General features: G+C 71.2%; 15 protein-coding genes. 12 read left to right on the top strand and 3 right to left on the bottom strand.

The features are described from left to right. The first annotated feature begins 150 nt into the window (after window positions 1-150). The 3 genes from PIR02_08575 to PIR02_08565 are packed head-to-tail and all read left to right on the top strand — an operon-like array spanning window position 151 to window position 4,759. A complete protein-coding gene (locus PIR02_08575; protein ID WZH38715.1) occupies window positions 151-2,073 on the top strand; it encodes a heparinase II/III family protein in 1,923 nt (640 codons plus the stop codon). Further along, a complete protein-coding gene (locus PIR02_08570) occupies window positions 2,070-3,170 on the top strand; it encodes a substrate-binding domain-containing protein (protein ID WZH38714.1) in 1,101 nt (366 codons plus the stop codon). The genes PIR02_08575 and PIR02_08570 overlap by 4 nt, the downstream gene beginning before the upstream one ends. Continuing rightward, window positions 3,167-4,759 (top strand): acyltransferase, encoded by a 1,593-nt coding sequence (locus PIR02_08565; GenBank protein WZH38713.1) that lies wholly within the window; start codon window positions 3,167-3,169, stop codon window positions 4,757-4,759. The genes PIR02_08570 and PIR02_08565 overlap by 4 nt, the downstream gene beginning before the upstream one ends. 42 nt (window positions 4,760-4,801) lie before the next feature. On the opposite strand, the gene PIR02_08560 is transcribed toward PIR02_08565, so the two are convergent. Together PIR02_08560 and PIR02_08555 are read right to left on the bottom strand one after the other, a co-directional pair. Further along, entirely contained in the window at window positions 4,802-5,113 is a 312-nt protein-coding gene (locus PIR02_08560; protein WZH38712.1) for an LPXTG cell wall anchor domain-containing protein, read from the bottom strand. An 86-nt stretch (window positions 5,114-5,199) separates the two neighbouring features. Next, the gene (locus tag PIR02_08555; GenBank protein WZH38711.1) at window positions 5,200-6,246 is read right to left on the bottom strand and encodes a LacI family DNA-binding transcriptional regulator; all 1,047 of its coding nucleotides are present in this window, start codon (window positions 6,244-6,246) and stop codon (window positions 5,200-5,202) included. A 109-nt stretch (window positions 6,247-6,355) separates the two neighbouring features. On the opposite strand from PIR02_08555, the gene PIR02_08550 reads away from it, so the two are divergent. The 7 genes from PIR02_08550 to PIR02_08520 all read left to right on the top strand — a co-directional run bounded on the left by PIR02_08550 (window position 6,356) and on the right by PIR02_08520 (window position 15,368). Continuing rightward, window positions 6,356-7,279, top strand: a complete 924-nt coding sequence (locus PIR02_08550) for a sugar ABC transporter permease (protein WZH38710.1) — start codon at window positions 6,356-6,358, stop codon at window positions 7,277-7,279. Between the two features lie 116 nt (window positions 7,280-7,395). After that, window positions 7,396-8,205 (top strand): carbohydrate ABC transporter permease, encoded by an 810-nt coding sequence (locus PIR02_08545; protein WZH38976.1) that lies wholly within the window; start codon window positions 7,396-7,398, stop codon window positions 8,203-8,205. A gap of 80 nt (window positions 8,206-8,285) precedes the next feature. Beyond that, window positions 8,286-9,638 carry a sugar ABC transporter substrate-binding protein gene (locus tag PIR02_08540; GenBank protein ID WZH38709.1) on the top strand — a complete coding sequence of 451 codons (1,353 nt, stop codon included), beginning with the start codon at window positions 8,286-8,288 and terminating at the stop codon, window positions 9,636-9,638. Between the two features lie 73 nt (window positions 9,639-9,711). Next, on the top strand, window positions 9,712-11,232 hold the full coding sequence (locus PIR02_08535; protein WZH38708.1) for an alpha-L-arabinofuranosidase C-terminal domain-containing protein: 1,521 nt from the start codon (window positions 9,712-9,714) through the stop codon (window positions 11,230-11,232). A 15-nt stretch (window positions 11,233-11,247) separates the two neighbouring features. After that, a complete protein-coding gene (locus tag PIR02_08530) occupies window positions 11,248-12,969 on the top strand; it encodes a beta-galactosidase (GenBank protein WZH38707.1) in 1,722 nt (573 codons plus the stop codon). 42 nt (window positions 12,970-13,011) lie between these two features. Further along, the gene (locus PIR02_08525; protein WZH38706.1) at window positions 13,012-13,584 is read left to right on the top strand and encodes a pyridoxamine 5'-phosphate oxidase family protein; all 573 of its coding nucleotides are present in this window, start codon (window positions 13,012-13,014) and stop codon (window positions 13,582-13,584) included. A gap of 140 nt (window positions 13,585-13,724) precedes the next feature. Beyond that, window positions 13,725-15,368, top strand: a complete 1,644-nt coding sequence (locus PIR02_08520) for an ATP-binding protein (GenBank protein WZH38705.1) — start codon at window positions 13,725-13,727, stop codon at window positions 15,366-15,368. A gap of 37 nt (window positions 15,369-15,405) precedes the next feature. On the opposite strand, the gene PIR02_08515 is transcribed toward PIR02_08520, so the two are convergent. Continuing rightward, window positions 15,406-16,371 (bottom strand): LacI family DNA-binding transcriptional regulator, encoded by a 966-nt coding sequence (locus PIR02_08515; protein WZH38975.1) that lies wholly within the window; start codon window positions 16,369-16,371, stop codon window positions 15,406-15,408. Between the two features lie 47 nt (window positions 16,372-16,418). On the opposite strand from PIR02_08515, the gene galT reads away from it, so the two are divergent. Continuing rightward, window positions 16,419-17,597: a galactose-1-phosphate uridylyltransferase gene (gene galT / locus PIR02_08510; GenBank protein ID WZH38974.1), complete on the top strand. Its 1,179-nt coding sequence runs from the start codon at window positions 16,419-16,421 to the stop codon at window positions 17,595-17,597. Next, complete coding sequence (gene galK, locus PIR02_08505; GenBank protein WZH38704.1) at window positions 17,594-18,757, top strand: galactokinase; 1,164 nt, start codon at window positions 17,594-17,596, stop codon at window positions 18,755-18,757. Before galT ends, galK begins: the two co-directional genes overlap by 4 nt. Window positions 18,758-18,846 lie beyond the last annotated feature (89 nt).

Below are 18,846 nucleotides of genomic sequence, written 5' to 3'. Positions count from 1 at the left end.
ATTCTCCTTCGAAGACCGTCGGTGCACCGGCGGGGACCGGTGAACGTTGGCGAGCGTATCAATCAAAAAACAACATCACAACATCTTTTCTGATTCTTAATGATCGTTTATGATCGTTTTAGGCGAGAGAGCACCGCCGTAAGGAGACCGATGCCGTTCCCCACCACCCCCTTCACCGGGCCGCTCGCGCCCCACTTCGCGGGCATCTCGCTGCGCGCGCCCGACGAGGCGCTGCCCGTTGCCCCGGCCACCGACCGCACCGTCTGGGACGGCCACGAAGGGTCAGCCGATCGTGTCGGAATCGCCGAGATCCTGGCGCGCGCCGAGGCTGAGCGACAGACGTCCTGGCCGCACCCCCGGGCCAGCGACGCGGCGCGTGTGCACCGCGACGGCGACCGCACCGCGTGGGAGGACGCCGCGTTCGCACGTCAGCGTCGGTTGAGCCGCGCATCGATCGCCGCCGCCGTCACGCTCGACGACGCGTGGGTCGATGACGTCGTCGACGGTGTGATCCTGCTGTGCGAGCAGAGCTCGTGGTGCTGGCCGGCGCACGACGACACCCGCCGGGTCCACGGAGCGGTGCTCGCGACCGTGACCGACCCGTACGTCGACCTCGGCGCGGGTGAAGCGGTCGCTCAGCTCGCGTGGGTCGACCACCTGCTCGGCTCGGTCCTGGACGCCCGGGCGCCCGGCGTCCGAGACCGCATCCGCCACGAAGCCCGGGTCCGTGTGTTCGAGCCGTTCCAGCGTCGGCGCGACTGGCACTGGATCGGTCTCGACGGCGACGTGCACAACTGGAACCCGTGGATCCACGGCAACGTCATCGTCGCCGCCCTGCGCCTCCTCGACGGCCAGGACGAGACCGCCGAGCGCGACCGCGTCGTCGCCCTCGCGCTCGAGGGGCTCGACCGCTACGTCGCCGTCCTCCCCGCCGACGGCGCCATCGACGAGGGCTACGCGTACTGGTGGAACGGTGCGGCACGCGCGCTCGAGGTCCTCGACGTTCTCGCGCACGCGACCGTCGGCGGCGGCGACACCACCACGGTCACCGCTTTGCGCGAGACGGTCGCGTTCCCCCACCGATCGCACCTCGGCGGCGACTGGTTCGTCAACCACGCCGACGGCCAAGCGCGGCCCCCGGCGGATCAACCCTGGCACGCCCTGCACCGGGCGGCCCGCCGTCACGGCGACACCGAGGCTGCCGCGTTCGCGGCCGCGCACCGCCGGGCGGGCACCCCCGTGGCCACCGAGAGGGAGGGGCTCGGACGACTGCTGCGGGCCCTCACCGACGACGCATGGGTGACGGCGTCGCCGGCGACACCGCCCCTGCCACGCGAGGTGTGGCTCACCTCGACCGAGGTCTTCCTCGCTCGCGAACAAGCCGGGGCGAGCGACGGGCTGACGCTCGTCGCGAAGGGCGGCCACAACGGCGAGCACCACAACCACAACGACGTGGGCTCGTTCCTCGTCGCCGTCGACGGCGTACCGGTCATCGTGGACGCCGGGCGCCCCACGTACACCGCGGCGACGTTCGGGCCCGACCGGTACGACATCTGGACCATGCAGAGCACCTGGCACAACGTTCCCCTCGTGCGCGGGACCGCCCAACCGGCGGGGAGGGATGCCGCGGCCCGCGACGCCGCGGTCACCCTCGGCGACGATGTCGCGACCTTCACCGTCGACCTCGCCGATGCCTACCCTGACGCCGGGCTGTCGACCTGGCGGCGCCGCGCGACGCTCGACCGCGCGGCCCGGCGCGTCGAGATCGACGACGTCTGGCGTTTCGCCGACGACCACCCCACCGACCATGACACCCGGCTCCACCTGCTCGTGGCCGGTGAGGTACGCCTCGAGCCCGGCGGCGCCCGCATCGTCCCGCTCGAGGGCGCCCGGCCGACACGTCTGCGCTGGCCGGCCGACGTCGACGCGAGCCTGGAGGTGCGCGACCTGGACGATCCGATGCTCACCGACGTGTGGGGGCCGCGGCTGACGCGCCTCGCCCTGCCCCTGGCATCCCGCACTCAGCTCCGGCTCACGGTAGAACTGGACACACCGATCGAGGACCTGCAATGACCGACACCACCCCGCATCAGCCGCTGGCCGCGGAGCGACGCGCCCACATCCTGGGCGTGCTGCACAGCGACGGTGCCGTGCGCATCTCGCAACTGACCGAAGACCTGGGCGTCGCCACCGTGACCCTGCGTCGCGATCTCGCCCAGCTCGAGAAAGAAGGGGTTCTGCGCCGCGTCCACGGCGGTGCCGTCGCCGGAGAGAACGCCCCCGCCCGCTCGGAACCTCGCTCCGATGACACCTCGGCCGGGTCGATCGCCGTGCTCGTGCCCTCGCTCGCCTACTACTGGCCGGGCGTGGTGCGCGGCATGGAGACCGCCGGGAGGCGGCTCGGCTACAAGATGCTGCTGCGCGGCGCCTCGTACGAACTGCAGGACGAGCGGCCCGTACTCGAACGCCTCGTCGCGAACGGGGATGTGCGCGGACTGATCGTCGCGCCCAACACCGACACCGCCCACGCGAGCGACGTGATGGCGTGGCTGGCCGACTGCCCCGTACCGAGCGTTCTGGTCGAACGTGACGCCGTGCCCGGGGTGGGAGGCATCCCGAGGGAGTCGGTCACCACCGACCACGCCCTCGGTGCCCTGCTCGCCGCCCGTCACCTGGCGACCCTCGGCCATCGCAAGGTGGGCCTGATCCTCTCGCGGCACTCGCCGACCTCGCGCAAGATCGCCGCCGGATGGCAGACGGCGTGCGAAGAGCTCGCCCTCACCCCCGCCGACCATTTCGAGCAGACCCTGCCCGACCGGGCGAGCCCCGACTTCTCCGATGTCGTCAACGCCACCCTCGACTCGGCGCTCGCGACCGGCGTGACGGCTCTGCTGGTGCACTCCGATCCCGAGGCCATGGCCTTCGTCGACCTCGCGCTCACGCGGGGCATCTCGGTGCCCGACGACCTGTCGATCATCGCGTACGACGACGAGGTCGCCCAGCTCTTCACGCCGGCGCTCACGGCCGTGAGCCCCCCGCGGGCGAGCGTCGGCGAAGCGGCGGTGGAACTGCTCGCGCGACGTATCGCCGAGCCCGACCGCCCCGTCCACCGCGTGCAGCTGAGCCCGCGCCTGAACGTGCGCGCCTCGACGGCGGCCCCGCGGTCATGACCGCGCCGTCGTCGCACGACTTCTCGCCGTGGACGTTCGTCGCCGAGGCCTCCCCCGCGGACCGGGAGCGGCAGCGCGCGCACCTCGCCGCGCTCCGCGAGGCGCACCCCGCGTGGACGCTCGGCGACGACGTCTTCCTCTCGGAGCACGCCGGTGTCGACCCCGACCACCTCGAGCTCGGGGACCGCTCGTACATCGCGCTCGGCGCCTACCTCACGGGGACGGTCCGCATCGGTGCGGACTGCTCGATCAATCCGTACGCGGTCGTCCGCGGCGACGTGCGGCTCGGCGATGCGGTGCGCGTGGGTGCGCACACCTCGATCATCGGCTTCAACCACTCGTTCGAACCGGGAATCGAGGTGTTCCGCCAGCCTCTCACGTCGCGGGGCGTGCACATCGGCTCGGACGTGTGGATCGGTTCGCACGTCGTCGTGCTCGACGGGGTCACGGTGGGCGATCACGCGGTGCTCGCGGCCGGCGCGGTCGTGACCAAGGACGTCCCGCGCGGCGCGATCGTGGGCGGGAATCCCGCACGCGTCCTGCGCTGGCGCGTCGCTCCGCCGGTCGCCTCCGACCCCCGCCGCGACGAGCTCGGGCGTTTCGCCGACCGCGCCCGCGACGACCTGGCATCCGTCTTCTCCCGCGCGGCCGTCGACGGCGGATTCCGCGATCGCCCCGGGGCCGAGCCGTCGCTGCGGCCGCTCGGTGATGCCGTCGAGCTCGCAGACCTGCTGCACGGCGCGCCCCCGCCCGGCGCGACGCGGGCGGAGTGGATCGCGCTGCTCGCGGCGCAGCAGCGCCCGACCACCGGACTCGTCACGGACGCGGCCTCGCTGTGGGACGATCCCGACGCCGCGTACGGCGTGCTGAGCGCCGGATACGCCCTCGACCTGCTGGGCGGAGGTTTCGCGCATCGCCTCGCCGATGTCGTCGGCACCGACCCCGCGGGCCTCGTCGCCCGCCTCGACGCCTTGCCCTGGACGACCGACCCATGGCGAGCGGGGCACCACGTCGATGCGATCGGCACGGCTCTGCTGTGGAGCGCACGGCGGGCGGATGCCATCCCCCCGGGGTTCGCCGAGGCCCTGTTCGGCTGGCTCGCGTTGCGCGCCGATCCGCGCACGGGGATGTGGGGCGAGCCCGACGGCACCGGCGACCTGCACCTCCTGGTGAACGGGTTCTACCGGGCCGCGCGGGGCACGGTGGCGCAGTTCGGTCTCGACGTCGCCCACCCGCACGCCGTGATCGACACCGTGCTCCGACACGCGCGCGACGACCGGTGGATACGGCCCGACCGCCGCGACGCGTGCACCGTCCTCGACATCGCGCACCCGCTCTGGCTGACCCGCTCCACCGGGTACCGCACCGGCGAGGTCCGCGCCCTGGCGGGCGAGCTGCTGCGTCACGCCCTGAGCGGATGGCACGAGGGGGCGGGCATGGCCTTCCGTCTCGACGGCGACGATCCGGGGCTGCAGGGCACCGAGATGTGGCTCGCGATCATCTGGTATCTCGCGGACCTGCTCGAGTGCTCCGACGCGCTGGGCTACCGCCCACGCGGGGTGCACCGCCCCGAACCGGCGCCGCGCTGAGACGCGGGGGCGCGGCCCGCAGGTGGCGGGACGCACCCGATCTCACGCCCGCGATCGACGGCGTCGCAGCACCAGTGCACCCGCGCCGAGCGCGAGCAGCAGCAGAGCCGCGGCGACGGAGGCGGTCACACCCGCGGTGTCCTGCCCCGTGGATGCCAGGTCGTCGCGCCCGCGAGCGGAGGAGATTCCGGGACGGGAGGACGCGCGCCGCGGCATCCGTCCTCCCGTCGCCAGAATTCCTCCCCTCACCACGCGGCGCCGCTCGATGCGCGGACCGAGCACCACGCCGGCGCCGCGTGACGGGCGGAGGGTCAGGGACACAGGGAGGACGAACACGGCCCACGGGTCCTCCACCAGCCTCCGATCCTCCGTTCGTCACGCGCACCCGCGCCGCGGCGCGCGCCCACGACCGCAGCCTCGGCGCGGGACTCCCGAGCGCCTCAGCCCCGCGGCCCGGAGCTCTCGCGCACCACGAGGGACGTCGGTACGAGCGTGCGAGCGTGCTCGCCGCCGGTGCCCTCGATGTCGGCGATGAGGGCGCTCATCGCCTCCTCGCCGACGCGTTCGAAGCGCTGGCGCACGGTGGTCAGCGGCGGCCAGAAGTTCGCGGCCTCGGGCATGTCGTCGAAGCCGACGACGCTGACGTCGCCCGGAACGGCACGACCGGCCTCGTGCAGCGCGCGGATCACACCGAGCGCCATCTGGTCGTTGGCGGCGAAGACCGCGGTGACGGCCGGGTCATGGGCGAGCGCCGCCCCGATGGCGTGCCCCGACTCCGCCGTCCAGTCCCCGATCTGCACCTCGGGCACACGGCATCCGCGGTCCTCGAGGGCGGCCCGCCACGCAGCGCTCCGTCGCTCGGCGGCGAACGACTCGCGCGGACCCGAGACGTGCCAGACGGTCTCGTGCCCGAGGTCGAGCAGGTGCTCGGTCGCCAGGCGCGCCCCCTGGGCCTGATCGTTGTCGACGACCGCGTAGGGATAGTCGGCGCTGGAGTCGACGACCACGACCGGCAGCCCCGTGGGAAGCGACAGCTCGTTCTCCCCGAGTCGGTGCGTCTCGATGAGGATCACGATCCCGTCGACCGCGTGCTCGTGCAGACGCACGAAGGCTCCCGAGACGTCGGACTGCGACGCCGACTGCACGGTGATGAGGGTGATGGAGTACCCGGATGCCGCGGCGATCGAGGCCAGCGCATCGAGCGTGCGCGTGTTGCCGTAGGAGCTCAGCGAGAACATGATCACGCCGATGCTCCGGAAGCGTCCTGAGCGCAAGGCGCGAGCGGCGCTGTTGGGGCGATAGCCGAGCGTGGCCATGGCATCCATGACCCGCTGTCGCGTGTCGGGGTCGACGTTGGACCGCCCATTGGCCACGCGCGAGACCGTCTGCCCCGAGACACCGGCCGCGGCCGCGACGTCGGCCATCGACACCTCGCGTCGTCGACCGCGCGTCGAGATCGCCGCCGACGTCGTCGTCGCCTCGCTCATGCCTACCCCCTGAGATGTTGACGTTGACACACTAGCGTGGCGCAGTTATGTTTACGTCAACATCTCGGCCACCCGGACCGGATGCGCACCAACGAAGAGGCAACGGACAATGACGACCACCGCGGCTCCCCCGCCCGCCCTGCGCCCGCCGCGCCGGAAACGGCGCGCCCGAATCGACGACCGCGGCTGGCTGTTCGTCGCCCCGTTCGCGCTCGTCTTCGCGCTGGTCTTCCTGGCACCGCTGGCGTACTCGCTCTACCTGAGCCTGTTCCGCGACCAGCTCATCGGCGGCAACGCCTTCGTCGGTTTCGCCAACTACGCCGCCGCTTTCGGCGACGAGAAGTTCTGGGACGGCTTCGGGCGCGTCGCGATCTTCCTCGTCGTGCAGGTGCCGATCATGCTGATCCTGGCCCTGGCTGCCGCCCTCGCGATCGACAGCGCGCGCCTGCACGCCGCCGGCTTCTACCGCATCGTGATCTTCCTGCCCTACGCGGTCCCCGCCGTCGTGGCCGTGCTGATGTGGGGCTACATCTACGGCGACCAGTTCGGTCTGACGCGCAACCTCAACGACCTCCTGGGCGGACAGGTCGTGCAGCCCTTCCTCCCCGAGTGGATGCTGCTGTCGATCGGCAACATCGTGACCTGGCAGTTCGTGGGCTACAACATGCTCATCTTCTACTCGTCGCTGAAGACGATCCCGGGCGAGCTGTACGAGGCGGCCTCCATCGACGGAGCCGGCGCGTGGCGCACGATCTTGTCGATCAAGATCCCCGCCGTCCGCGGTGCCGTGGTGATCGCCACGATCTTCTCGATCATCGGCAGCTTCCAGCTCTTCAACGAGCCCAACATCCTCAAGCCGCTGGCGCCCAATGTGATCTCGACGTTCTTCACGCCGAACATGTACGCCTACAACCTCTCGTTCGCCGGCCAGCAGTACAACTACGCGGCCACCATCGCGATCATCATGGGCGTCATCACCGCCGTCATCGCCTACGTCGTGCAGCTGCGCGGCTCTCGTCAGGAGGCGCGATGACCACCGCGACCGCACCCCGCACCGACACCGTGGCCGTCACGACCCCGCACCGCGGCGCCCGCTTCGCGCGCCGTTCCCCCACGAGCAGCAAGAAGTCGCTCGTGCTCAGCATCGTGATGGGGCTGTACCTGCTGTACACGCTGGTGCCGCTGTTCTGGCTCCTGATCAACGCGACGAAGACCCAGCCCGACCTGTTCACGACCTTCGGCCTCGGCCCCGGCAACAGCTTCGCGCTGTTCGACAACATCGCCGAGACGCTGACCTACCGTGACGGCATCTTCGTCCGGTGGCTCGGCAACACCCTGCTCTACGTCGTGGTGGGCGCGGGTGGCGCGACGCTGCTCGCCACCCTCGCGGGCTACGGTCTGGCCAAGTACAACTTCCGCGGACGCAAGGCGGTCTTCGCCGTCGTGCTCGGCGCGATCGCGGTGCCCGGAACAGCCCTCGCCGTGCCGACGTTCCTGCTCTTCAGCCAGCTGGGCCTGACGAACACCCCGTGGGCGATCATCATCCCCTCCCTCATCAGCCCGTTCGGGCTGTACCTGATCTGGGTGTACGCCACGGATGCCATCCCCACCGAGCTGCTGGAGGCTGCCCGGATGGACGGTGCGGGCGAGTTCCGCACGTTCTTCACCATCTCGATCCGGTTGCTGACCCCCGGGATCGTCACGGTGCTGCTGTTCGCGGTCGTGGCGACCTGGAACAACTACTTCCTGCCGCTGATCATGCTGAGCGACCCGCAGTGGTACCCGCTGACGGTCGGCCTCAACCAGTGGAACGCGCAGGCCACCGGCGTCGCGGCGCAGCCCATCTACAACCTCGTCATCACGGGCTCGGTGCTGTCGATCGTCCCGATCGTGGCGGCGTTCCTCGTGCTGCAGCGCTTCTGGCAGTCGGGGCTCAGCGCCGGCAGCGTCAAGCAATAGCTCTCCCCCCACCCCGCACCGGAGCGTCCTGCGCCGGACTCCACAACAACACTCCACAACAACGAAGTGAAGGAAACCCCATGACATTCATCCGCAAGGGCACCGTCGTTCGGCGGACCGTCTTCGCCCTGGCCGCGACCGCACTCGCGGCGGGCGCGCTCACCGCCTGCTCCGGAGGCAACGCCAATGGCGGCGGTGCCGGCGGCAGCGCCGACGACATCGAGAAGGCCCTCGAAGCCGGCGGCGAGATCACGTACTGGTCGTGGACGCCCTCCGCTCAGGCCCAGGTGGACGCGTTCCAGAAGAAGTACCCCAACGTCAAGGTGAACTACGTCAACGCGGGCACCAACAAGGACGAGTACGCCAAGCTCCAGAACGCCATCAAGGCCGGTTCGGGCGCGCCCGACGTCGTGCAGATCGAGTACTACGCCTTCCCGCAGTTCGCCCTCTCGGACTCGCTGCTCGACCTCTCCTCCTACGGCTTCGCCGACCTCAAGGACGACTACAGCCCCGGCACCTGGGGCTCGGTCGACTTCGACGGCAAGGTCTACGGCCTCCCCCAGGACTCGGGCCCCATGGCCCTCTTCTACAACAAGGCGGTCTTCGACCAGTACGGCATCACCGTGCCGACCACCTGGGACGAGTACCTCGCGGCGGCGGAGAAGCTGCACGCGGCCGACTCGACGAAGTACATCACCGCCGACACCGGCGACGCCGGCTTCACCACCAGCATGATCTGGCAGGCCGGCGGCACGCCCTTCACCACCTCGGGCACCGATGTGACCATCGACCTGCAGGATGCGGGGTCGAAGAAGTTCGCCGACAACTGGAACCGCCTCATCGAGGGTGGGCTCATCTCCGACACCCCGAGCTGGAGCGACGAATGGTTCAAGGGCCTCGGTGACGGCTCGATCGCTTCGCTCGTGATCGGCGCGTGGATGCCGGGCGTGCTCGAGTCCTCGGTCCCCGACGGCGCGGGCAAGTGGGCCGTGGCCCCCATCCCGACCTACGACGGCACGGCCGTCACGTCGGAGAACGGTGGCGGTGGCCAGGCGGTCACGAAGCAGAGCAAGAACCCGGCCCTGGCCGCAGGCTTCCTCAAGTGGCTCAACAACGACGAGGAGAGCCTGAAGATCTTCGCCGAGTCGGGCGGCTTCCCGTCGACGACCGCTCAGCTGAGCGACCCCGCGTTCGTCGACAAGGCGTCGGACTACTTCGGCGGACAGAAGATCAACGAGGTGCTCACGCAGGCCTCCAGCGAGGTGCGCGAGGGATGGAGCTACCTGCCCTTCCAGGTGTACGCGAACAGCATCTTCAACGACACCGTCGGCCAGGCCTACTCCACGAAGGGCGACCTGAACGCCGGCCTCAGCGCCTGGCAGGACCAGCTCGTGCAGTACGGCAACGACCAGGGCTTCTCGGTCAACAAGTAAGCACGACCACCGGGGGGCGGGTCGCATCGTTCGCGAGCGGTCCGCCCCCTTCCCTTCCCCGCAGGAGAGATGCATGACCTCCCCCACCCGGATCGTCGTCGAGGGTGAAGCCCTCGGCGCCCCCGTCCCCCGCCGCCTCTTCGGCACGTTCGTCGAGCACATGGGCCGCTGCGTGTACGACGGCATCCACGCGCCGACGCACCCGACGGCGGATGCCGCGGGGTTCCGCTCCGATGTCCTCGACCTCGTCCGCGAGCTGGGCGCCACCGTCGTGCGCTACCCCGGCGGGAACTTCGTCTCCGGCTACCGCTGGGAAGACGGGGTGGGCCCGCGGGGCGAGCGGCCGGTGCGCCTGGATGCCGCGTGGCACAGCACCGAGACGAACCAGGTCGGTCTGCACGAGTTCGCGCAGTGGGCGGATGCCGCGGGCCTGGAGGTCATGGAAGCGGTGAACCTCGGAACCCGGGGCGTCGCCGAGGCCGCCGACCTGCTCGAGTACGCCAACCACCCCTCGGGGACCGCGCTCAGCGACCGCCGTCGCGACAACGGCCGCGACGAGCCGTTCGACATCCGCCTCTGGTGCCTCGGCAACGAGATGGACGGTCCCTGGCAGATCGGGCACAAGACCGCCGACGAGTACGGGCGTCTCGCCGCCGAGACCGCCCGCATGATGCGGTTCATCGATCCGACGATCGAGCTCGTGGCCGCCGGCAGCTCCAACCATGAGATGCCCACCTTCGGCGCCTGGGAGCGCACGGTGCTCTCCCACACCGCCGGCCTGATCGATCACATCTCGGTCCACGCCTACTACGAGGAAGACCCCGATGACCCCGCGAGCTTCCTCGCCAGTGGCGTCGCCCTCGACCGCTACATCGGCGAGGTCGCCGACATCATCGATGAGGTCGGGGCCACGAGCCCCGACGGCCGCCCGGTCGGCATCAGCGTCGACGAGTGGAACGTGTGGAACCAGACGCGCTGGAACGAGGTCGACAAGCCCCGCGTCTTCACGGGCGACTGGCCGATCGCCCCGCGCCTCATCGAGGACGACTACACGGTCACGGATGCCGTGGTCGTCGGCTCGCTCCTGATCACCCTCCTTCGCCGTTCCGACCGCGTGTCGATGGCGAACCTCGCGCAGCTCGTGAACGTCATCGCCCCCATCCGCACCGAGCCCGACGGCGGCGCGGCCTGGAGACAGAGCACGTTCCACCCCTTCGCGCTCACCGCGGAGGCGGCATCCGGTCGCATCGTCCTCCCCCGCATCGACGGCACCACCATCGACACCCCTCGACACGGCCCGGTCGACGCGATCGACACCGTCGCCACCCTCGACGGCGATGCCGTGTCGGTGTTCCTCGCCCACCGCGAGCTGGACGCCCCCACCGAGGTCGAGCTCGACCTCGGTGCCGTCCACGAGGTCGAGGCCGTCGTCGTGACCGTCCCGGAGGGCGGCGACCGCCACAGCACCAACTCCGCCGACGCCGAGCCCGTCGCCCCCCGCGGGCTCGACGTGCGGGTGGGCGACGACGGCATCCTGCGCTTCACCCTGCCCGCACTCGCCTGGGCGCGCATCCGCGCGCGGCGGCTCGCCTGACCCCCGAAAGACACCGTGACGACCTTCACCATCGGCGAAACCGACTTCCTCCTCGACGGGCGACCGCACCAGGTCATCTCCGGCACGCTGCACTACTTCCGCATCCACCCCGAGCACTGGGCCGACCGCATCCGCACCGCGAAGGCGATGGGCCTCAACACCATCGAGACCTACGTCGCGTGGAACGCGCACGAGCCCGTCAAGGGCGAGTGGGATGCCACGGGGTGGAACGACCTCGGACGCTTCCTCGACCTCATCGCCGCGGAGGGCCTGCACGCGATCGTCCGCCCCGGCCCGTACATCTGCGCCGAGTGGCACAACGGCGGCCTGCCGGTGTGGCTCACCTCGACGCCGGGGATCGGCATCCGTCGTTCCGAGCCGCAGTTCGTCGAGGCGGTGTCGGAGTACCTGCGTCGTGTCTACGAGATCGTCGCGCCGCGTCAGATCGACCGGGGCGGCAACGTCGTGCTCGTGCAGATCGAGAACGAATACGGCGCCTACGGCTCCGACAAGGAGTACCTGCGAGAGCTCGTCCGCGTGACGAAGGATGCGGGCATCACCGTGCCGCTGACCACGGTCGACCAGCCCCTCCCGGGGATGCTCGAGGCGGGGAGCCTTCCCGAGCTGCACCTGACGGGGTCGTTCGGCTCGCGATCGGAGGAGCGCCTCGCGACGCTGCGCGCGCACCAGAGCACCGGCCCCCTCATGTGCAGCGAGTTCTGGGACGGGTGGTTCGACTGGTGGGGCAGCATCCACCACACGACCGACCCGGCGGCATCCGCCCACGATCTCGACGTGCTGCTCGCCGCGGGCGCCTCGGTCAACATCTACATGGCGCACGGCGGCACGAACTTCGGCACCACCAACGGCGCGAACGACAAGGGCCGGTACGACCCGATCGTGACCTCCTACGACTACGACGCCCCCATCGACGAGTCGGGCCACCCGACGGCGAAGTTCCACGCCTTCCGCGAGGTCATCGCCAAGTACGCGCCGGTTCCCGACGACGTGCCGGACGCGCGTCCGCCCGCACCGGAGTTCGACGTGCCCCTCTCGGGAGAGGGCGAATGGATGCCGGCTCCCGGACCCCGCGTGCAGACCGACGTCCCGGCGACGTTCGAGCATCTCCGCCACCTCGGGCCGCTCGTGCGCTACGACGTCGATCTCCCCGCGACCGAGCGACCGGCCGCCCTCGTCTTCGCGGAGGTACGCGACCTGGCCTGGGTGCACGTCGACGGCGTCCGGATCGGCCGCCTGTCGCGCTCGTCGAACGAGCGTGCCCTCATCGTCCCGCCGGGCGCCCGACTCACCGTGCTGGTCGAAGACCAGGGCCGCGTGAACTACGCCGATCGCCTGGGCGAGGCCAAGGGCCTGATCGGTCCGGTCACCCTCGACGGCGCTCCGCTGACCGGTTGGAGCGCCACGCCCGTCGCGCTCGACGCGGCCTCGGGCACCGGTGCGGGTGCGGTCGGGCGGGCGCTCCTGCGGGGATCGTTCCCGCTCGAGACGCCCAGCGATCTGTTCCTCGACACCTCGGCGTGGGGCAAGGGCTACGCGTTCGTGAACGGCTTCTTCCTCGGTCGGTACTGGAGCACAGTGCCCCAGCGCACGCTGTACGTTCCCGGGCCCGCCACGCGCGCCGGGGTCAACGAGCTGGTCGTACTCGAGCTGGAGCATGCGATCGACACGATCGCGCGCTTCGTCTCCGCGCCCTCCCTGGGACAGATCGAGGAGTGAGCCGTCGTCTCGCTCACGCTCACCGGACGGCAGGATGAGGGGATGACGATCGCCGCGTGGCTCCGCTCGATCCCCTCCCTCACCGGCACCGCACCGGCACGAGACCCCGAGCCGCTCCCCGCCGAGCCGGAGGCGCTGTTCGAGAGATGGATCCGCGGAGCCGTCGACGCGGGCGTCGCGGAAGCTCACGCCGCCACCCTCGCGACGGTCGACGGCGACGGCATCCCGGATGCCCGCACGCTCATCCTCAAAGACCTCGGACCCGACGGATGGTCCTTCGCCGGCCCGCGCACCTCCGCCAAGGCGGCACAGCTCGGGGCCCATCCGGCCGCCGCCCTGAACTTCTGGTGGCCTCCGATCATGCGCGCCGTCCGGGTGCGCGGGCGCGTGGTCGAAGCCTCCGCCGAAGAGAGCGCGGCCGATCTGGCGGCACGCTCGCCCGCGGCGCGCGATGGCATCGAGCCCGGGCAGTGGGTGCTCTGGCGTCTGGTGGCCGACCGCGTGGAGTTCTGGCAGGGTGCCCGCGACCGCCGGCACGTTCGCGTGGTCTACCGCCGTGCCGGCAAGAGCTGGGAGCGGATCGGCGCCACCGCTGACGAGACGGCGGGCGAATGATCGACCACGCGATCACGCGCGACCCCGATCGGTCGATGACCTGGACGTCCCCGCTGTGAGAGTCGTGTCCGGCGGTCCCGGCACGAGCAGCGTGAAGTACGGTCAGAGGGCGCGCAGGCGCGGGGAGTAGGGGAGCAGCGGTGCCGTTGTTCGAGATGGAGGCCAGTTCGCGCGGCCGCGTCCGCGTCTTCGTCCGGGCTCAGCTGCCGTTCACGCTCAGCTTGGTCATCCTCGTCGGCATCGTCGGGCTGGCCGCGCCGTCGACGCTCACCGTCGGAGTCGTCATCGCCGGCCTCGCCGTCGGCGTCGTCGCCACCGTCCTTGCTCTCGTCGTGCCGTGGGAGCGCCTCCCCCTCGCCTTGATGATGATCGTCGCCGGCCTCGACCTGCTCGCCGTGGCCCTGGTACGCGCCGAGATGCTGCCCTCGTTCCCCTCCGTCACGATCCTCGCGGTCTTCCCCGTGCTGTGGCTCGCCTACGGGTTCCCCTGGTACGGCATCGCCGCGGCGGTGTTCGGGGCGGGCTTCATCACCTCGTTCCGCTTCGCCTACGTCGGAGCGTGGCCGGCAAGCCCGGTCGAATGGGCGAACGTCGTGATCCTCCCGACCTTCATCGTGGGAGTAGCGGTCATCGTCTTCGTCGCCGCGCGGCACCTTCGCCGCAGTTCGCAGCGGCTGCGGGAGGCGTCCCGCGCCCAGGAGCGGGCGCTGAGAAAGGCACAGGACACCGAGGCGGTCGCGCTCGGCATCGTCGACACCGTGAGCGCCGGCGTCATCTTCTACGACGCGAAGGGACGGCTCGACGTCGCCAACGCCCGGGCGCATGGCTTCGCCGAGCTCGGCGGGTTCCGTCTCGACGTGCCGCCGTTTGCCGGGAAAGAGGTGTTCGGTGCCGACCAGACGAGCGTCGTCCCCGCTGACGTACAGGTCATCCCCCGCGCGCTCGCGGGTGAGACGGTCAGCGACCAGCTCGAGTGGTGGGGGCCGGACGACACGCGGGTCGCCGTGCTGGCGTCGTCGAGCCGGGTACGTCGACCCGACGGCGATGTGCTGGGAACGGTGGTGGTGGTCTACGACGTGACCGAGCTCGCCGAGGCCATCGAGGTGCGCGAACAGTTCCTGCGGACCGTGTCGCACGAGCTGCGCACCCCGCTGACGAGCATCACGGGCTTCCTCGACCTCATCGACGACGAGGTCGACCCCGCGAACGCGCGACTGCGCCGCTACGTCGACGTGGTCACCCGCCGCGCGGACGATCTGGCGCGGCGCGTCAGCGACCTCTTCGCCGCAGGGGAGAGCGAGAAAGACCTCCGGCGCGACACCGTCGACCTCGGCGACGTGGTCGCGGCGGCGGTGCAGATCGTGGAGAGCTTCGCCGAGGCCCGCGCCCACACCATCGAGGCGGTGGGCGCCGTCGGCACCCCTGCCCACCTCGACCGCGCACAGCTGGTGGTCGCGATCGCCGAGCTTCTCACGAACGCCGTGAAGTTCGGCCTCCCATCCGCTCCCATCACCGTGTCGCACGGCGTCCGGGACGGGCGCGCGCGGATCGCCGTGACGAACGTGGGGCCGGGTATCGCGCGCGCGGAGCAGCGCCGCGCCTTCGACCGGTTCTACCGGGGGCCGCTCGCGCGCTCGAGCGAGATCCAGGGGTTCGGACTCGGACTCACCAACGTCCGGACCATCGCCGTCGCCCACGGCGGCACCGTGCGCATCGACAGCACGCCCGGCGAGCGCACGACGGTGACGCTCGACCTTCCGGCGGGCAGCGAGGCCGCACAGTAGCGGGGCCGCGACGTTCGGGCGTTTCCCCGACCGTCCGTCAGCCTGCTGCGCTGCTCTCGCGCACCACCAACGACGTCGGCACCGTGTCGGCGACGGCGGGGCCGCCCTCGATCGCGGCGATCAGCGCGCGCACGGCCCGGGCGCCGAGGGCATCGAAGTCCTGCCGCACCGTGGTCAGCGGGGGCCGGAACTCGGCGGCATCCGCGATGTCGTCGAAACCGACCACGGCGACGTCGCCGGGGATGCGTCGACCCGCGTCGGCGAGGGCGCGAAGGGCGCCGAGCGCCATCTGATCGTTCGCGACGAAGACGGCGGTGGCGGTTCCGAGCTCTCGAGCGGCGCGGTACCCGGATGCCGAGGTCCAGTCGCCGCGAACGGGTTCCGGCACCGGGATCCCGGCGTCGGCCAACGCCTCGCGCCAACCGCGCTCGCGCTCGGCCGCGGCGAACGAGCCCGCGGGACCGGCGAGGTGATGGACCGTGTCGTGCCCCCCGGTCAGGAGGTGCGTCGTCGCGGCGTGCGCTCCGCCGGCGTGATCGGTCTGCACGATCGAGAAGCGCGGGTCGGGCGGGGAGTCGACCACGACGAGGTGAAGATCGGCGGGCGGGTCGACGTCGCGCGCGAGCTCGGTCGCCTCGTTCAACACGACGGCCCCGTCGACGCCCTGCGAGCGCAAGCGGGCGAAGGCCTCGCGGATGCCACGCTCCCCCACCGTCACGACGGCGAGGGCGTAGTCGCGCGCGGCCGCGGCCTCGGAGATCGCCTGGAGCATGCGGGAGTTGCCGACGGAGGCGAGGGTCGACACGACGAGGCCGATCGTGGAGGTCTGGCCGGTGCGCAATGCCCGTGCGGCGCGGTGCATGCGATAGCCGAGGTCGGCCATGGCCCTCTCGACGCGAGCGCGCGTCGCGGGGTCGACGCGGGGACTGCCGTTGGCCACGCGCGACACCGTCTGTGCCGAGACACCGGCCTTCTCGGCCACGTTGGCCATGGATACGCGCATCATGCCCCCTCCATGTTGACGATATCACGCCCGCCTTGTAGCGTGTTATCGTGAACACGGAGACCCTCAGTGCAGAGCCCCTGAGCGCCGGCGTCGTCAAGCGGCCGACCCGCCTGGCCGACGGCCGCGAACTCATCTACTTCGACGATCCCGACACCACGCTCGGCGCGGAGCGCGCCGTCGACGCTCGCGCGCTCGATCCCCGCCCGACGACTGCGACGATGCGCCAAGACGTGCTGACCGGCGACTGGATCACCGTGGCATCCAATCGTCAGAACCGTGCGTTCCTGCCCCCCGCTCACCTCGATCCGCTCTCGCCGCAGACGCCGAGCAATCCGTCGGAGATCCCCTCGATGTACGACGTCGCGGTCTTCGAGAACAAGTCGCCGTCATTCGGTCCCGCCCTCGACGCCGCCGTCGGCGACGCCCCGGCCGCCGTCGACCCGCCGCGCGGCGACGACGACCTCGAGCACCTCGGCCTCGGCCGCACGCGCACCTCGGTCGGCCGCTGCGAGGTCGTGTGCTTCAGCCCCCAGCACGAAGGCTCGTTCGGCTCCCTGTCGCGAACCCGCGCCCGCACCGTCATCGAGGCGTGGGCCGACCGGACGGCCGCGCTGTCGGCATTGCCGGGCATCCGGCAGGTCTTCCCGTTCGAGAACCGCGGCGAGCAGATCGGGGTCACCCTGCCCCACCCGCACGGGCAGATCTACGCCTACCCGTACGTCACCCCGCGCACGCACCGCCTGCTCGACACGATCGCGCGCACCTCCGACGACCTGTTCGCGCGGATCCTCGCCTTCGAGTCGACCGGCGAGCGCGTCGTGCTGCGCGGCGAGCACTGGACGGCGTTCGTTCCGTTCGCGGCCCGCTGGCCGATCGAGGTACACGTGCTGCCGCACCGCCACATCGCCGACCTCGCCGAGACGACCACAGCCGAGCGCGACGAGCTCGCCCCCTTCTACCTGCGGCTGCTCCGCGGCATCGACGCGCTCTACGACACCCCCACGCCCTACATCGCCGCGTGGCACCAGGCGCCCGTCGGCCGCGGACGGGACGCCGTGCGTCTGAACCTGCAGATCACGTCGCCGCGTCGCGCCGTCGACAAGCTGAAGTTCCTCGCCGGATCCGAGGCCGCCATGGGCGCCTGGATCGGCGACGTGACCCCCGAGTCGCAGGCCGAGCTCCTGCGCGCCGCCCTCGACACCGTTCCGGAGGTGACGGCATGACCGCCGTCGATGACGCCCGCACCCTGCTCGCGACCCTGACCGACGCCCCCATCGCCGGGGTGTGGTCGGCCCCCGGCCGCGCCAACCTCATCGGCGAGCACACCGACTACAACGAAGGCTTCGTCTTCCCCTTCGCGATCGCCCAGCGCACCGCTGCCGCCGTCGCCCTTCGTTCCGACGAGGTGATCCGCGTGAGCTCGACCTTCTCCGACGGCGCGGTCGAGGTCTCCCTCGCCGACCTCGACGCGACGATCGCCGCCGGCGGCCTCGACTGGGCCGGCTACCCGCTCGGTGTGGCGTGGGCGCTGCGTCGAGAGGCCCCGGATGCCGCGCCCCGGGGCGTCGACATCGCCTTGGCGTCGGAGGTGCCGGTAGGGGCAGGGCTGTCGTCGTCGGCCGCGATCGAGGGGGCCGTGGCATCCGCCCTCAACGACGTCTGGAACGCGGGCCTCGACAAGGTGGCCCTCGCCCGCGTCGGCCGGATCGCCGAGAACGACGCCGTCGGCGCACCGACCGGGATCATGGACCAGATGGCCTCGATGCTCGGCGTCGCCGATGCCGCGACGTTCCTCGACTGCCGCACGCTCGAGACACGCCCTGTGCCGCTCGGCTTCGCCGACGCCGGGCTGTCGATCCTCGTCGTCGACACGCTGGTCGAGCACGCGCACTCCTCGGGCGGCTACCGCGAGCGCCGCGCGTCGTGCGAGAAGGGCGCGGAGGCGTTCGGCGTCGCCGCCCTCCGCGACCTCACGGTCGACGACCTGCCCCGCGCCGAAGAGATCCTCGACGACGTGACCTTCCGCCGCGTCCGCCACATCATCACCGAGAACCAGCGGGTGCTCGACACCGTCGCCGCCCTCGACGCCGACGGCCCCTCGGCGATCGGCGATCTGCTCACCGCCTCGCACGCCTCGATGCGCGACGACTTCGAGATCTCGGTGCCCGAGCTCGATCTCGCCGTCGAGGCGGCGCTGGCCTCCGGCGCCCTCGGCGCCCGCATGACCGGTGGCGGCTTCGGCGGGGCGGCGATCGCTCTGATCCCCACCGTGCTGGTCCCGGCGGCGACCGAGGCCGTGCACGCCGCGTTCGCGGCATCCCGGTTCCGCGCCCCGAACATCTTCACGGTGACGCCGTCGGAGGGCGCACGCCGCGACGCGTGACCGCGCTCGGGTTTCGCGACGTGCGACCCTCCGGCCGGGCCTCGCCAGGGGAGACCCGACCCTCCCCTGGCGCATAAACGCGATTCGCG

The sequence above is a fragment of the Microbacterium enclense genome, from assembly GCA_038182865.1.
GTDB classification, from domain to species: Bacteria; Actinomycetota; Actinomycetes; order Actinomycetales; family Microbacteriaceae; genus Microbacterium; species Microbacterium enclense_B.
Note: the sequence above shows the minus strand (reverse complement) of the source record. Positions and strands in the feature narration are given on the sequence as shown.

What these genes read in the sequence shown, in the direction of transcription:
- PIR02_08575 (WZH38715.1), top strand. Translation starts at nt 151, where the DNA reads ATGCCGTTCCCCACCACCCCCTTCACCGGGCCGCTCGCGCCCCACTTC.
- PIR02_08570 (WZH38714.1), top strand. Translation starts at nt 2,070, where the DNA reads ATGACCGACACCACCCCGCATCAGCCGCTGGCCGCGGAGCGACGCGCC.
- PIR02_08565 (WZH38713.1), top strand. Translation starts at nt 3,167, where the DNA reads ATGACCGCGCCGTCGTCGCACGACTTCTCGCCGTGGACGTTCGTCGCC.
- PIR02_08555 (WZH38711.1), bottom strand. Translation starts at nt 6,246, where the DNA reads ATGAGCGAGGCGACGACGACGTCGGCGGCGATCTCGACGCGCGGTCGA.
- PIR02_08550 (WZH38710.1), top strand. Translation starts at nt 6,356, where the DNA reads ATGACGACCACCGCGGCTCCCCCGCCCGCCCTGCGCCCGCCGCGCCGG.
- PIR02_08545 (WZH38976.1), top strand. Translation starts at nt 7,396, where the DNA reads ATGGGGCTGTACCTGCTGTACACGCTGGTGCCGCTGTTCTGGCTCCTG.
- PIR02_08540 (WZH38709.1), top strand. Translation starts at nt 8,286, where the DNA reads ATGACATTCATCCGCAAGGGCACCGTCGTTCGGCGGACCGTCTTCGCC.
- PIR02_08535 (WZH38708.1), top strand. Translation starts at nt 9,712, where the DNA reads ATGACCTCCCCCACCCGGATCGTCGTCGAGGGTGAAGCCCTCGGCGCC.
- PIR02_08525 (WZH38706.1), top strand. Translation starts at nt 13,012, where the DNA reads ATGACGATCGCCGCGTGGCTCCGCTCGATCCCCTCCCTCACCGGCACC.
- PIR02_08515 (WZH38975.1), bottom strand. Translation starts at nt 16,371, where the DNA reads ATGCGCGTATCCATGGCCAACGTGGCCGAGAAGGCCGGTGTCTCGGCA.
- galK (WZH38704.1), top strand. Translation starts at nt 17,594, where the DNA reads ATGACCGCCGTCGATGACGCCCGCACCCTGCTCGCGACCCTGACCGAC.